The 16,294-nt window shown below is 33.4% G+C and carries 12 protein-coding genes; 5 read left to right on the top strand and 7 right to left on the bottom strand.

Translation table 11 applies throughout. The features are described 5' to 3' along the window. Positions 1-70: 70 nt before the first annotated feature. The 4 genes from A9G07_RS08820 to mfd all read right to left on the bottom strand — a co-directional run bounded on the left by A9G07_RS08820 (position 71) and on the right by mfd (position 8,332). Complete coding sequence (locus tag A9G07_RS08820; RefSeq protein WP_065734859.1) at positions 71-1,591, bottom strand: DUF945 family protein; 1,521 nt, start codon at positions 1,589-1,591, stop codon at positions 71-73. 250 nt (positions 1,592-1,841) lie between these two features. Next, a complete protein-coding gene (locus tag A9G07_RS08815) occupies positions 1,842-3,227 on the bottom strand; it encodes a DUF945 family protein (protein WP_065734858.1) in 1,386 nt (461 codons plus the stop codon). 103 nt (positions 3,228-3,330) lie between these two features. Next, positions 3,331-4,857 (bottom strand): DUF945 family protein, encoded by a 1,527-nt coding sequence (locus A9G07_RS08810; protein ID WP_065734857.1) that lies wholly within the window; start codon positions 4,855-4,857, stop codon positions 3,331-3,333. Positions 4,858-4,882: 25 nt separating this feature from the next. Next, a complete protein-coding gene (mfd, locus tag A9G07_RS08805) occupies positions 4,883-8,332 on the bottom strand; it encodes a transcription-repair coupling factor (RefSeq protein ID WP_065734856.1) in 3,450 nt (1,149 codons plus the stop codon). A 153-nt stretch (positions 8,333-8,485) separates the two neighbouring features. Here mfd and lolC point away from each other — a divergent pair, with 153 nt between their 5' ends. Genes lolC through lolE form a run of 3 tightly spaced genes read left to right on the top strand, consistent with a single transcriptional unit; the run spans position 8,486 to position 11,625 of the window. After that, entirely contained in the window at positions 8,486-9,688 is a 1,203-nt protein-coding gene (gene lolC, locus A9G07_RS08800) for a lipoprotein-releasing ABC transporter permease subunit LolC (RefSeq protein ID WP_065734904.1), read from the top strand. After that, complete coding sequence (gene lolD, locus A9G07_RS08795) at positions 9,681-10,373, top strand: lipoprotein-releasing ABC transporter ATP-binding protein LolD (RefSeq protein WP_065563449.1); 693 nt, start codon at positions 9,681-9,683, stop codon at positions 10,371-10,373. Before lolC ends, lolD begins: the two co-directional genes overlap by 8 nt. 13 nt (positions 10,374-10,386) lie before the next feature. Continuing rightward, complete coding sequence (lolE, locus tag A9G07_RS08790) at positions 10,387-11,625, top strand: lipoprotein-releasing ABC transporter permease subunit LolE (protein ID WP_065734855.1); 1,239 nt, start codon at positions 10,387-10,389, stop codon at positions 11,623-11,625. Positions 11,626-11,675: 50 nt separating this feature from the next. Here the strand turns inward: lolE and A9G07_RS08785 are convergent, their stop codons facing one another. The 3 genes from A9G07_RS08785 to A9G07_RS08775 form a co-directional block, all read right to left on the bottom strand. Next, positions 11,676-12,401 carry a rhomboid family intramembrane serine protease gene (locus tag A9G07_RS08785; protein WP_065734854.1) on the bottom strand — a complete coding sequence of 242 codons (726 nt, stop codon included), beginning with the start codon at positions 12,399-12,401 and terminating at the stop codon, positions 11,676-11,678. 54 nt (positions 12,402-12,455) lie between these two features. Next, on the bottom strand, positions 12,456-12,980 hold the full coding sequence (locus A9G07_RS08780) for a GNAT family N-acetyltransferase (protein WP_065734853.1): 525 nt from the start codon (positions 12,978-12,980) through the stop codon (positions 12,456-12,458). Between the two features lie 172 nt (positions 12,981-13,152). Beyond that, entirely contained in the window at positions 13,153-14,061 is a 909-nt protein-coding gene (locus A9G07_RS08775) for a LysR family transcriptional regulator (RefSeq protein ID WP_065734852.1), read from the bottom strand. Between the two features lie 217 nt (positions 14,062-14,278). Here A9G07_RS08775 and A9G07_RS08770 point away from each other — a divergent pair, with 217 nt between their 5' ends. Together A9G07_RS08770 and A9G07_RS08765 are read left to right on the top strand one after the other, a co-directional pair. After that, a complete protein-coding gene (locus tag A9G07_RS08770; RefSeq protein ID WP_065734851.1) occupies positions 14,279-15,472 on the top strand; it encodes an MFS transporter in 1,194 nt (397 codons plus the stop codon). An 88-nt stretch (positions 15,473-15,560) separates the two neighbouring features. Continuing rightward, the gene (locus tag A9G07_RS08765; RefSeq protein WP_065734850.1) at positions 15,561-16,286 is read left to right on the top strand and encodes a Vgb family protein; all 726 of its coding nucleotides are present in this window, start codon (positions 15,561-15,563) and stop codon (positions 16,284-16,286) included. Positions 16,287-16,294 lie beyond the last annotated feature (8 nt).

The raw sequence follows: 16,294 nt of genomic DNA, 5'->3' as shown, positions 1-16,294 counted from the left end.
TCATGACATTTATTTGGATGATTGCTCTTAATTGTAATAGATACGATTAATATAAGCGATATTTTTGTCATCATTTAACTATTAATAAACGCATTGTTCTAATCAGCTGATTAAAGAAATCTTGTTTATTTAATTTTTTATCATTAACATCAACTTCATCTTTATCTCGTTCTAAATTGTAATCAATGTTGGAATAGATTCCTTTTTCATTGTTTTTATCAAATGTAAATAATGGATTATCCTTTAAAAATTGATGACAAATTATAAAAAGTTCTCGACTACTACTTTGTATCTCTTCCAACTGAACGTTATTGTCTATAGGATTGTTGGTTTGTGCTTTAATACGTCCTAATACTTTAATTGGTATATCAATATTCCATTTGAGGGCTTTTATTTTATCTATATTACGGTACTTATAGATATCATCGGTTATTTCAATTAAAGCACGGATTGCTATATCGCCTTCATCATTGTGCCAACTTAAATTATTTAATGAAATTTTTCGATTAGAAGGGGTGAGAAAATTATCAAAAAGCCATTTTTGTTTGGCTATTGGATCGATTGGATATCCCAAATCTTCACCATCTATGCCTTCATAATTAATATCTAATTTTCCTGATCCTAGATTTTGATTGCCATAAGTAATTGAATTAATATTTGTTATAAAATAACCATCTACTGTGAGATTATCATTAAGTTTACTACTTTGCTTTATGTTTAAATTATTAATTGCAATTGGTGGAACATAAGTCGAAGTGAATTTGATTTTATCAATATTTGTTATTGAATCGATATTAGGAATGGTAAATATTTCTTGTTCATCGATATTGAAAGCATAATGGCCTTTATTTTCAATATTGCTTATATCAAATAGAAATCGATTAATCGTGCCAACGTTTATGTGTAAGTTACCAAGGTTCATTTTATATTCTATCTGATCTTGGTTTGGTTTTGCCGTTAAGATAAACTGCTCAAATGAAATAGCATCCTGTTTATTTTTATAAAGTGTTAAATTATCAAATTTTAATGTCGATATGAGTTGATTTCTGTCTTCTCCACTTTCTAAATTGTAAATAACATCTGAAATATAAAATTCTAATTTCGAATGATTCAATTTGATTGCCTTTGTCGCTAATTTAACAATTAGATATTGCCCATATCCGATGCTTGCATGACCTGTTATAAAAGGTTTATTACCCGCAATTTTCCAAAGTTCTGGAGAGTTTATTTTACCCATTTCATATTCAATCCAAGCAAATTTTGGAGTAAAAACACCATTTGCCAAAGCTGCAGTGGGGAAGGGACCATGATAAATAGTTAAATCATCATCAAATACTTTTAGGGTACTTTTTTGAGATTGATTTTTAGGGGATAAGGTAAAAGTTAAGTGAACTTTTGTCGAAAAAATATTCTTTTGATAATGGCTTTTATTAATCGTAATATCAAATAATTGTTGATAGCTATTAACTTTTTCGGTTAAGGATTGAAGGTTATTATCAAATTCTCTTTCAATAATATTGCCTGTATGCCATGAAATTCCAATATAGCCAAGTCCTAGTGCTGACATTATAATTAAGATGCTTTTTTTCATTAATATTCACTTATAATATTCTTATTTTCTAATGATATTTTTTAAAGACTTATTTAACTATATTAAGTATGTTATTTCAAAATTTAATAAATTCTATAAATTTACATCTATCATTGTTTAATCAAAAACTTTATTTTGCGATTTGATATAACTAATCAAATAATATGTATCGGATTTGCAAATAAATTATTTTTTAGAAGCTATCCCGCCAAAAGGTGGCGGGATAAATTAGTGATAAAAAGTTTAACTTTTAAAAATGGTTTTGAAGCTCTTGAAAACTCATTTTTTTGCCATTAAGGTTGAATTGACCACTTTGTTTAGTGTATTCAATTTCAGTGAATATACCTTCCACATCTCCTTTTTTAAATAAAATTGCTGGATATGGAGATCTATTAAAAGATCTTTCAACGATGAATTGCATTTGTTTAGCATCAGACTCAAATTGTTGTTCAGAAATATTTTCATTTTCTGGATTATCAAATTGAGTCTTAATACGTGCTATAACTTTGTATGGTGCATCAAGATTTACTTTAAATTGGTTAAGTTGATCGATATTTTGAGCCAATCTTAAACTTGACATTATAGTGAAATCTGAAACATCAAAAAATGCACTGAAGTTAAAATCACCGGCTGCATTGTGCCAATTGACTTTTTTGAAGTTCATTTTGGTATTAGGTGAACTATGTTTTATTTTAGCTAAAAACGGCGCTGCTTCCGGGTAAATTTCTAAAAAAGATTTATCTAATCCTTCAAAATCAAATTCAAACGAACCATTACCTATGTCTTGTTTACCATATTTAAATGAACCAATCTTGAATGCAAAATCACCATTTAAGCCACTCTCTTTTGCTTCTAACACATAATTCCAAGCTAAATTTTTCAGAGAAATTTCTGGTGTATCTCTGGCCGATTCAAAATTAAAATAGAAATCATCAACGCTAGCATTTAAAGTATATTTATTTTGAAAATCTGCATCGTTAACAACTTTTAAATTGGTTATTTTTAATTGATTATCTGCATCATGTTGATAATTAATTTTACTTGCTTCAATCGAAATTGATGGGGCAACAAAATTAATGTTTCCTGAAGCACGCCAATTTATCTCACCAAGATCAAGTTTACCATCAGCATCTTCAACTCCGATATCTTTCAAATCAAATACAATTGGTTGAGTTGATATGTTATAGTTTATGAAGTCAGAATAAGATAGGCTTACATGACCTTTCATAAATGGCTGATTACCCGCTTTTTTCCATAAATCAGGATTAAATTGCTCACTATTTTGAAATTCAATCCAAGCTTGTTGTGGTGTGAATACACCATTTTTTAACGCTTCAATTGGAAAAGGACCATGATGAATAATCACATCATCATCGTATAATACAACTGTTTTTGAATTTTCAATGTTTGTTACAGCTAATTTTATGTGTGTTTTAGTTGAGAAGAGGCTTTTTTCGTCATTTGTATGCGTGATTTGTACCTCAAAATTATCTTGTAAGCTATTAACTTCTTGGGTTAAATTTTTTAATGTGCTATCAAGACCATCTTCTATTACATTTCCGGTATACCATGCAGTACCAACATACCCCAAACCTAATATTGCAATAACACCAACTGCTAATTTTGTTTTCTTCATTTTTACTCTCTTGATTTCTATTACTTGTTAATTACTTTTTAAAATTAATAATTTTTACTGTTTTCTTACTTCGGGTTTAAGCCTAATTGGGTTTAATTCATAGTTATTTAAATAGTTCCAACACATTACTTTTATTATAAATTTTTCCATTAATATTAACATCATTGCTATCTTGATGTATATCGATAAATAAACCTTGCTCTCCGTCTTTACTAAAGGTAAATAATGGCGAATCATTAGACATATGTGCCAATATGTCTTGGACTATTTTTTTAGATTTATTAAATTGATCCTCTGTTATACCACTATTATTAGGCGAATGATATTGAGCAAATGTACGCGCTAGTACGTTAAGCGGGGCGTTCACGTGTAATGTAAAGTTATTGATGTTATCAAACGGATCGTTAATTGTATAAATTTTACTAAGATTAGTAACATCAAGTAAGCCTTTGATATTGATGTCACCATTATCATTATGTAAATTTAATTTTTTTAACTCAAATCGACTATTGATAGGTTGATTATATTGAGTATCTTCATCGATAAACGCTGCACCAAATTCCGCCTTATCTAACCCTTGATAATCAATATTTATTTCTGCTTTGCCTAACTCTTGTTGTCCATATAAGATCGAGTCAATACTACCGCTAAAAAAGCCATTTAGAGTACGGCTATCACCAAAGTTAACTTTCTGATTGACTGAAATTTTATTTAATTTAATAGCAGGTCGTTTATCGTCTGACTCAGGAATTAAGGTAAACTTATCGAGGTTAGCTTGTAAGGTTATATTTTGATTATTGGAATCAATAGTGCTATCTACTTTTAGATTGTTTATTAAGAAAGTGTCATTATCGGACTTAGTAAAGTCATAATCAGGATTGAAAAAAGCATCTCTTAGATTTGTATTTAAAGAATCTAAACTCAATAAATAATGAGTATTTGTTGATTGTTTTTCGCCAGCAAACTCAATGTGAAGCTTATCTAAAGTGAAATATACATTAGCTTTTTTGGTGTGAAATCTATCTAAATCCAGCGTTATTGAAGGTATAGGGGAATCATTATTACTAATAAATGTAAAACTACCATTACCTAATTCGTATTCAAGATTAATATTAGTTTCGAACTCCCTTTTTTCACTAAATTTTCGACTAAAAAGTTTCATGATCAGATTATTACTATAATCCAAACTAATGTAGCCAGTAATAAATGGTTGATTTCCCATAGCTTCCCATAACGCAGGTTTAGCTTCTTGGCTGATTTCATAATCAATCCAAGCCTGTTGTGGTGAAAATATACCTTGTTTTAAAGCTGCAATTGGGAATGGTCCATGATGAATAGTAAAATCTTTATCAGCTAACGTTAATACATCCTCTGAACTTCCATCTTTGGGTGTTAGCGTCATATAGATGTGTGTTTTGGTTGAAAACAGATGTCTTTCATGATTAGAAAGGGAAATGTTTAACTTAAAGATATTTTGCGCATTGTTAAATTTTGCAACGGTTTCGGGTAACGTATTGTATAGTTCCTTTTCTATTACGATACCTGTATGCCATGCAATACAAATATAGCCTAATATAGTAATAATGGTGAATATAGCAATAGTAATAATGGTTAATATTGTTTTTTTCAATTCTTATGTTCCTGTATATTTCGAGCTATTTTTCTTGATGTTCAGCAAAATCCGCTAATAAATTTTTAATATAATCAATGTGTTCAATGCGCTCTAAATCAGCTTTGAGTAATTTTAATCGATTTGTTCCTTCCAAGCGATAATTTTTTGGTGATTTTTGAATTGTTTCAATTAAATAATCAACTGAAATTTTGTTGTTAGATCCAAACTCAATAAAACCACCTTTTTCACCAAATTCAATTTTTGTAATACCTAATTTTTGTGCTTGATAACGGATTTTCGTTGTTTCTAATAAAAAAAGTACCGGATCAGGTAGCTGACCAAAGCGATCGCGCATTTCGACTTGAATATCGGTTAATTCATCTAAACTTTCGATGCTTGCAATTCGCTTATATAGTGACAATCGAGTATTGACATCGGGGATGAAATCATCAGGAATCAACGTTGGTAATCGTAACTCAACTTCGGTCTGTTGATTATTGAGTAATGATTCAAGAGTCGGTTCTTTGCCTTCCTTAAGAGATTTAACGGCATCATCAAGTAATTCGATATAAAGGTTAAAACCAATTGTTTCAATCTGCCCACTTTGATCACTGCCTAATAATTCGCCTGCACCACGGATTTCAAGATCATGTGTAGCTAAAGCAAAACCAGCACCTAAGTCCTCTAATGTAGCGATAGCATCAAGGCGTTTTTTAGCATCTTTACTTAGTAATTTAGGGTGTGGTGTTAATAAATAAGCGTAAGCTTGGTGATATGAGCGTCCAACTCGACCACGCAATTGATGTAATTGTGCTAAACCAAATTTATCGGCTCTTTCAATAATAATGGTGTTGGCATTAGGGATGTCGATTCCGGTTTCGACAATGGTAGTACACACCAATAAGTTGAATCGTTGATGATGAAAGTCATTCATTACGCGCTCTAAATCGCGTTCATGCATCTGCCCATGACCAACTGCAATTCGTGCTTCAGGTACCAATTCAGCTAACTTTTCAGCCACATTTTCAATATCTGATACGTCATTGTGTAAGTAATAAATTTGACCACCACGCAAAATTTCACGCAAGATGGCTTCACGAATAACTAAGTTATCATATTCTCGAACAAAGGTTTTTACCGCTAATCGGCGAGCAGGTGGTGTAGCGATAATTGAGAGATCACGCATACCACTCATTGCCATATTTAGCGTTCGAGGAATAGGGGTAGCCGTTAAGGTTAATATGTCGATATTGGCTCGCATCGCTTTAATACGCTCTTTTTGGCGAACACCAAAGCGATGTTCTTCATCAACAATTAAAAGCCCTAAATCTTTCCATTTTACATCTTCTTGTAAAAGTTTATGGGTACCAATAACAATATCGATTTTACCTTCAGCGAGTTCTTGAATTATAGCTTGTTGCTGTTTAGCGGTTTTAAATCGTGACAAACTTTCAATGCGTATTGGCCAATTGGCAAATCTATCACAAAAACTTTCATAATGTTGCTGTGCAAGTAAAGTAGTCGGGACTAAGACTGCGGTTTGTTTATGATTTATCACCGCTAAAAATGCAGCACGAATTGCCACTTCGGTTTTACCAAAACCAACATCACCACAAACTAATCGGTCCATAGCATAAGGTGAGCACATGTCACCAATAACAGCACCAATGGCATTTTGCTGATCTTCCGTTTCTTGGTAAGGAAAAGCTTGGCAAAACAGCTCGTATTGTTCACGATCTTGTTTGAATTCGAAGCCTGGCTTACTTTCGCGTTCAGCATAAATATCTAACAATTCAGCTGCAACATCTCGTACTTTTTCGGCAGCTTTTTGTCTAGCTTTACTCCATGCATCAGTTCCTAATTTATTGAGTGGAGCATTTTCTTCATCACCACCTGAATAACGGCTAATTAAATTTAGCGATGAAACGGGTACATAGAGTTTAGTATCATTGGCATAAAGTAAAATAAGGTATTCAGCAGTAATACCACCTGTTTCTAATGTGGTTAAACCAGCGTAGCGACCAACACCATGCTCAATATGTACAACAGGCTTACCTGGTGTTAATTCTGCTAAACTACGGATTAAACTGTCAGTATTAATTGCCTGCTTGCTCTCTTTCTTACGACGAATAACTCGACGGCCCAATAATTCGTTTTCAGTAATAAAGGCCAAATTTTGTTGATGATCGATAAAACCTTGTTCGCTAGCACCAATCATTAAACAATAACGATTATCCGATTGTTGGCTAAGTTGAGTGATGGTGGTTGGATGTATTCTTATACGGCCTAATATTTCTAGCAATGCATCTTTTCGACCTTCCGATTCGACTGAAAAAATAATCCTGCCATTAAAATTTTGAGTAAATTGTTCAAAATGTGAATAGGGATTTTTCTGCTGAATCTGTATAGCTATTTCAGGCAGTAAACTAAATGGTAAATTAATACTTTTGTTCGATTCAGTGATTTGAGCGCGTGAAACAGTAATTCGTGGATAGTGTTTGAAATGAGCAAAGATTTCATCGGTTTTTGACCAAATAATTGTTGGTTCTAAAAGCGGTCGCATAGGATCGACTTTTCGGCTCTCATAACGCTGAGTAATATCTTGCCAATATTTATTAGCAAACTGTTCGATGTTAGCAGTGTTAATGATCAGTGTATTAGATAAAAAATAGCTGAATAGTGACGTGAGTGGTTCATTAAAGAATAATGCCTGCCAATACTCAATACCGGTTGGTAAAATATTTTTACTGACTTGTTGGTAGATACTTTCAGGGTCTAACCTTACTTCAAATCTCTCTCGCCATTGGCTTCTAAACAATTCTATTGATGTTTTATCAAAAGGAAACTCATGAGCAGGTAGTAGTTGAATTTCGGTAATTTCATCGAGAGTCCGTTGAGTTTCGACATCAAAGGTACGAATGCTGTCTATTTCGTCGTCAAAGAAATCAATACGGTAAGGGCTTTCACTGCCCATCGGATAGATATCAAATAATGCTCCGCGAGTAGCATACTCACCATGTTCCATGACTTGACTAACTGAACGATAACCGGCATTTTCAAGTTGCAAGCGTAGATTTTCACGACTTATGGCTAAGCCTTTTTTCATCATAAAGACATGCCCACCTAAATAGTTCTGCGGGCAAACTTTTTGCATAAGCGTATTAATTGGTAAGATTAATGCACCTTTGGTCAAATGCCCTAGATTATATAGGCAAGATAATCGTTCTGACACGATATCTTGGTGCGGGGAAAAGCTATCATAGGGAAGCGTTTCCCAATCGGGGAAGAAGATCGACGGATAGTGTGAAAATTGTTTTAGCTCTTCATGAAGACGAGTTGTTTGTTGCATATCATCTGTAACAATCACCACTAAACCATCATGTGCGTCAATGACTTGTGCACAAAATTGAGATAATGAAGAACCGACAAGTTGACCAACTTGTTTAACTTCACCTGATTTTTTAGGAATGATGCTAGAAATATTATTAGGCATGTTGGAATAATAGATAATTGCGACAAAGTTATCGTGATATTATAACGTAATTATATGGTTGTTTTCTATAACTGTTTAATCCTGTATGATAAGCAACTAAAATTTAAAAAGTTGATTGAAAACTTCAGGTATTTAATAACTATTATGTCAAAGATATTTCGTCCATTAGTATTTTATATTGGTTTACGCTATGTATATGGGCAAAAAAACGATGGTTTTGGCCGATTTGTTTCCTGGCTATCTATGATTGGAATTATGCTTGGTTCTATCGGTTTAATTGTGGTATTGTCGGTAATGAATGGGCTGGAAGAGCAGATGCAAAATAGTATCTTAAAGTTTTTTCCTCAAGCACAAATTACCTCTAAAACAGGTAAAATTGATTCTAGTATTATCACTTCATCGCAATTTGAAAATATCCAAGGTGTTGAGCGGATAACGCCGATTATTACCGGTGATGTGGTTTTACAAAGCCAACAAAGTATCACGGTTAGCACCTTAATGGGGATTACTGTTGACGACCACGATCCGATTGAAGATTATGTTTATGCTGGTTCAATCGATACCTTACAGGCGGGTAGCTATAATGTAATATTAGGGCAGACGTTAGCCGATCAATTAGGTGTGATAGTTGGTGATAAGATTCGCTTGATGGTCACCGATGCCAGTCAGATTACACCAGTAGGCCGTATTCCTTCCCAACGTTTATTTACCGTGAGCGGGTTGTTTTCCGTTAATCATGATATCAATCAAGCGTTAATTTATATCAATCAAACTGATGCTAGAAATTTATTACGTTATCCTGCTAATAATATTAGTGGCTGGCGTCTATTTTTAGCTCATCCACTTGAAATTTCATCAGTAACAAAAAATCCATTACCTGAAGACTTGGTGTTTACCGATTGGCGAGCAAAACGAGGTGAGCTGTTCCAAGCTATTAAGATGGAAAAAAATGTGATGGGGCTGTTGATTAGTTTAATTGTAATTGTCGCGGCATTTAACATTATTACTTCGCTTAGTTTATTAGTTATGGAAAAACAAGGCGAGGTGGCCATATTAAAAACGCAGGGTTTATCACGCTTTAAGATTATGCTGATTTTTATTATTCAAGGTGCTAGTTCAGGTGTCATTGGAACTTTATTAGGTAGCGCCATTGGTTTGTTACTAGCCTCATATCTAAATGAGTTGATGTCGGTGCTTGGTTTATCCTTTGCTGGTATTGAATTACCAACGCTAGTTGAACCTGCACAAATTATATTTATTATTTTCGGATTACTTATGTTATCGCTAATTTCAACTATTTATCCTGCATATCGTGCAGCCAATATCCAACCAGCCGAGGCTTTACGTTATGAATAATTCACAGCCACTTCTTTCAGCTAAAAATCTCTATAAAACCTATAAAGAAGGCAAAATGGTGACCGAGGTATTAAAAGATGTCTCGTTTGATATCTATCCTAAATCATTGCTGGCAATTATTGGTAGCTCTGGCTCAGGTAAAAGTACTTTGTTGCATTTGCTTGGTGGATTAGACAAACCAACTTCAGGTGAAATCACATTTAAATCTCAACAACTGAATCGCTTATCAGAACAAGAAAAAGCACATTTGCGTAACCAAGAAATTGGATTTGTATATCAGTTCCACCATCTATTGCCTGACTTTACTGCGCTTGAAAATGTAGCAATGCCTTTGTTGATTGGAGGCACATCACCTAGCGAAGCTAAAAAACGTGCTATGGCGATGTTAGAGTCGGTGAATTTAGTTAAACGTGCTAATCATCGTCCATCTGAACTATCAGGTGGTGAACGTCAACGCGTTGCGATAGGACGAGCGTTGATTAATAATCCTGCACTCGTGATGGCTGATGAACCAACGGGTAACTTAGATAAATCAACAGCTGATTCAATTTTTGAGTTACTGATAAAACTTAATCGTGAACATGGTACGGCTTTTTTAGTGGTGACGCATGATCTCGCTTTAGCAAATCAACTCGATCATCAATTGATTATGAGTGATGGGCAGTTGTCTCATTCGGTGAAATAAAGGTAAATGGATTATGAATTTATCATTAATCACAGCCATAAAATTCCGTAAAGGACGCCGTAAAAGCGGTATGGTTTCGTTGATATCAATTATTTCAACTCTGAGCATCGCTATAGGTATTGCTGCGCTGATCATTGGCTTAAGTGCCATGAATGGTTTTGAGCGTGAATTAAATGATCGAGTTTTATCGGTCGTGCCTCATGGACAAGTTTATTCTCATATGGGCAATTTGGAAAATTGGGAGCATATTCAAACTGAACTGCAAGAAAATAAACGTATTGTATCTGCCATGCCGTTTGTTAGTTTTACGGGATTGATTGAAAATGGTAGCAAGCTTGGTGCGGTTGAAGTACAAGGACTTGACCCAGAACAAGAAAAGAAGATAAGTGCATTACCTAATTATGTACTTAATAATAAATGGCAAGATTTTAAAGCAGATAATCAACAAATCATTTTAGGTGCCGGTTTAGCTAAATCACTTGCAGTTCAAGAAGGGCAGTGGGTTTCTTTGCTTATTCCGGTTTCAAACAATCCAGAACAACTTAAACCACCTCGTCGAGTTCGTTTACAAGTACATGGTATTTTAGATCTTAGTGGTTCATTGAGTAACAATGTAGCTTTATTACCTTTAACTGATTCACAAAAGCTACTCAATATTGGTGACAGTGTCACAGGATTGATGATCAATGTAGATAATGTTTATCAAGCTAGTGATATTATTGGCCAGGCAACGTTGAATCTTGAAGAGAATCTCGATTTTAATAGTTGGGAACGTACATTTGGATTTATGTATCGTGATATTCAAATGATTCGACAAATTATGTATTTAGCAATGATTGTCGTAATTGGCGTTGCTTGTTTTAATATAGTATCGACGCTAGTTATTGCAGTTAAAGATAAGCAACGAGATATCGCTATTCTTAAAACACTTGGCGCAACCAATAATCTTATAAAACGTATTTTTATTTGGTATGGTGTAATTTCAGGTTTGATTGGTAGTGTGATTGGCGTGGTGCTTGGCGTTATCGTTTCATGGCAACTCTCAAACATAATGGGTGTTTTTGAGTCGATGATGGGACATAAAATCTTAAATAGTAACATCTATTTTGTTGATTTTTTACCATCCGAAATTCATTTATTTGATGTTGTCATTGTATTTATTACAGCAATGTTATTAAGTTTGATTGCCAGCTATTACCCAGCTCGAAGAGCGTATAAAATTGATCCGGCTCGAGTGCTAAGTAGTTATTAATAAATCAGATAAAATAATAAAGGCGCAAAGTTCAATTTGCGCCTTTATTTTTAATAATTAAAACCATATGTTGTTTTATAATATTGATAAATTGAATATAACAGCAAACACGATGCCGCAAAGAGGATTAAGATTAATATAGTGTAAATATTGCTTTGATAGCGAAATTTTTTCAAACAGACCGTAACTATTCCACCTAAAATAAACCCTGTAATCGCACCACCAATGTGCGCCATATTGTCAATAGAAGGTAACAAACCTAATCCCAGAGTTAGAAATAAACTGATTACAATAGACTTGATAGGCATCTCTTGCAGATCGGTACGATTGATGAGTGAATAGGCAAGCAGTGCAGTGATAATACCTAAGATAGCCCCCGAAGCACCACAACTAATAACACTATGACGAATGGTTGAAACGTCACTCGCTAAGCTACCAAATAAGCCGGACAATAAGTAGATACCAATAAAAGAAAATGGTGGGATCAATCGTTCTAAAACAATCCCAACACTCCATAATGCTAACATATTCATAGCAAGATGAGCTAATCCTGCATGTACAAAGATATTGGTAAATAAACGCCAATATTCACCAGAAAAAGTTAACTGAGCAACATCAGCACCCCAGTCAATCAAGAAGGCGTTTTCCATATATGTTGAAAAACCACGAGAATCAAGTAGATGAGAAATAACAAACCATGCAACATTAAGCAGAACTAAAATACTCGTAATTTTTGCTTGTTGAAATAAATATTGAAGATTTCTTAGATTGCCCATGTGTGGAGTATCCCTTTTGAAAAAAATAAATCATAACTAAGTTAGATAGATGTGTTAATCCAGATGCTTACCTAAAATAACTAAATCACGCTTGACGCCATCAAGTTCGGCAATTTTGGGGAGTAGTGCCCAATGTTGATAATGAAGCTTTTCAAATAGTTTTATGCTAGGCGTATTGTGCCCAAAAACATAGCTAAGTATGGCTTCGATACCAATTTGCTTAGCAAATAATTCAATTTGAGTCACTATGGTTTGACCGATTTTTTTTCCTCTAAAATCTTGATGAATATATAAACTTATTTCAACCGTTTTATCGTAAGCCGGACGGCCATAAAATGATGATAAGCTCACCCAACCACAAGGTTGATTTTGATATTTGATTAACCAAAGTGGGCGTTTTTGTGGATTATGCTGCTCAAACCACGCTAAACGACTTTCAACAGACACCGGTTGTAAATCAGCTGTAACTTGGCGACTAGCAATTGTTGAATTATATACATCCACGATAAAGGGCAAATCATCTAAAGTTGCATCTGTATAAGTAATCATAAGTTTAAAAGAAAAGTGATTAGTTTGCATAATTGTAATGGCTTTGTTATGTACAAGCAACCAAAGGCGATTTAATAACTAAAAAAAGAAAAATAGTTTAAAAGAATTTACCAAAAACCCCTTTCCTCAACATTTTTGACACCATTTCAATAATGAATAAATTAGCAAAAAAAGTTGAGGAGCGGGGTTTTTGAGGTTTAATTTAGCTGATTTTATGCTGATTAAAATAATCAATTATTGCTTGATTGACTGTTGAAGTTTTAATGTTTTTACGCCATATCAGATAAATATTTATTTTTAATTTTTTATCTTGGCTGTTGATCAACTTTTTATAGATAACACCATCGACTTTCATTTGTGTCATCGATTGTGGTAAAAGCATTATTGCTTTACCCAATGCAACTTCCAGTAGCATAGATAAATTATCAGCGAGTTCGGCACGACGATGTAGTGGGTGGTTTAAGCTATTGAAAACCTTTTCACACTGGTCGTAAAAAAATGGGTTTAAATGTTGTTTAAACCAAAACAGGGGTAAATCAATCACATCATTAAGATTAACTTTATCTTGTTTACTACATGGGTGATGAGCTGGCAATACTAAGGTCATGGGTTCTTGATAGATTAGTATTGAGTTTTCATTAAAATCTCTAGTTGAATAATCCGAAACAAAGGCAAAATCAATATTGCCTTTTTGTAACTCAAGTAGCAGCTCTTTAGAGGTATAGTTATGTTTATATATTTCTGTTTCATCACTAAATTTGGATAAAAACGATTTGAAATAAGGAATATAGTCAAAACTTAAGGTTTTAGTTGTTCCTATAATAACTTTTTCTAGATGCTTTGTTGATTTAACCATTGAACAAAGATCACTTAATAATTGTGTTACTTTAGATTTTAGTATTTCGCCTTCATTGGTTAATACAATATTGTGAGAGTTCCTTAAAAATAGTGTGCTTTGTAGGGTTTCTTCCAAATTTTTAATTTGAGTTGAAAGAGGAGGTTGGCTAATACCAAGTTTTTTGGCTGCGCCAGTAAAACTAAGTTCTTCACAGACCGCAATGAAATATTGTAATTGCTTAATAGTTGGTAATCTTTTGCTGTAAATGTCCATAATTACACAGTTCTTAATACATCAATTAGTTTGGTGTCCAAATTGTCGTATAGTTTTTTTAGCTCAATCATCATTTAGTTATTATGAATGAGTTTTACATCTTTTGCTAATCATCATTTTTGGCTATACGATTTTCGTATAACAAAATATGTATTTTTAAATTAATTATTTGTCAGATAGTCTTCTTGAAAACTAATCAATCTTTATTATGAAATTTATGTTAAAAGAAGAAACAATACAGAAAAAATCCAGTCTAATTTTGTCAGCAATTTTAATTGTGCTATTGGTCGGTTCAGTTTATATAAGTCAACTTATCTTTCAAGAAATATCAAAAAGTTATCATATTGATATTTTAGAAGCGAGAAATGTGTTTAGTTTATCTTGTTTTTTTTATGCGATTTCTTTTTTTATTTATGGTCCACTCTCGGATAACGTTTCAACAAAGTTATTAGTTCTGATTGGTAGTATTGGTACCATTTGTTGTCTTATTTTATCGGTGATCATTGATTGTTTTAATTTATATTTGGTTGTTATGTCATTAATAGGCTTTTTTGCAGCTGCTGTTCCTGCTGCTTTGTTTGCTTATACCGCTAAAAACACGCCAAATCATAAGTTACCACAAGCAATGGGAATTATGATTTCAGCTTCCATTGTTGGCATCATTTTTAGCCGTAGTGTGATTGCGATGTTAACTGATTTTTGGTCTTGGCAGATTGCTTTTATCATTTATGCGGGATTAATCATTGTAGCATGTCTTTTTGTTCCTTTTGGTATAAAGCAAACAACAAATCAATCTCCAACAACCAGTTTGATAGGTACGTATTTCTCTGCACTTAAATTATTTCTTGATAAAACTGTCGTTATTTTTTTAGTAATCGGTTTTTTACTATTTTTTGTTTATCTTGGAATATCTTCTTTACTCACTTTTTATTTGAAGGGCGAACCTTTTTACTTATCTTCAACCGTTTTAGGTTGGTTGAATTTTGCTGGTCTAAGTGCGGTAGTCGGTAGCATGATCACTGGTAAGTTAACTCAAGTCATCAATGAAAAATACTTATTCATTATCTGTCTGTTAGCTGTATGTATGTCGATTGTCACTATCGGATTTAGCTCATCATTATATGTTATTGGATTAGGCATTTTTTGTTTATTCCTATTCGTATTTGGTATTCAACCATTAGTTATTGCAATGCTAAATAAAATTGTACCAATCAGTTCTAGAGGTGCTATTTCGTCTTTATATCTTCTTGCTTGTTTAGCTGGCGGTAGTATTGGTACTTATTTACTCGGTATTGTTTATCAAAATAAAGCTTGGAATGGAGCCATAATACTTTGTGTCTTTTTGTCTATCGTTAATTTAATCCTAGCGTTAATTGCGATTCGATTAATTAAAAATAGTATTAAAAATTAATGTGTTATAAATAAGGAAATTAATAATGAAAAAATTTTTACTGCGTATGTCGATGTTTATATTTTGCTGTTTTTATGGAGGGTCATCTATGGCAGGTTTAACAAAGATTTCCTCAGACTTCAATGCTCCAACAGGAATCGCATTTGATAGTAAAGGGGAGATGTATGTGACAGATTGGTCAAATAATTCAGTTTTGAAAATAAATGCTAATGGTAAAAAAGAGACTTTTTATTCGGGTATATCATCACCAGCTGGAATAGTTTTTGATGCAAAAGATAATATGTATGTTTCATCTTATGGCGATGATTATATTTTAAAAATTAATCGTGATGGTAAATCAGAAAAAATTTCTGATGGTTATCATACGCCTACCGGAATCGCTTTTTCTAATCAGGGGCAGTTACTCATCACTAATCGTTCAACAGGTGAAATTGTTTCGCTTGATCTTCAAACAAAACAAAAAAATATTGTTGCTCGTGGATTAACTACACCAGTTGGCGTGACTCAATTAGCGGATAATAGTTTAGTTGTTTCTCAATACAGTGGACGTCTAACTATGATCAGTCCAAATGGTACTCAAACGGAGCTCGGCGCCGAATTTAATCGCCCAGGTGTAGGTATTGTACTAATTGCCCCAAATGTAGTGGCAGTGGTTGATAATGGTGCAGGTATGGTGCGAAAAATTGATGTACAAAGCAAAAAAGTGACGACATTAGTTTCGAACTTATCTCAAGCTGTTGCATTAGCTTATCATAATAGCCGTTATTACATTGGCACATGGGGTGACGGTAGTGTATATGAGTTTAATAATTAACTATTTAT

The sequence above is a fragment of the Gilliamella sp. wkB72 genome (assembly GCF_001693745.1).
GTDB classification, from domain to species: domain Bacteria; phylum Pseudomonadota; class Gammaproteobacteria; order Enterobacterales; family Orbaceae; genus Gilliamella; species Gilliamella apicola_E.
Note: the sequence above shows the minus strand (reverse complement) of the source record. Positions and strands in the feature narration are given on the sequence as shown.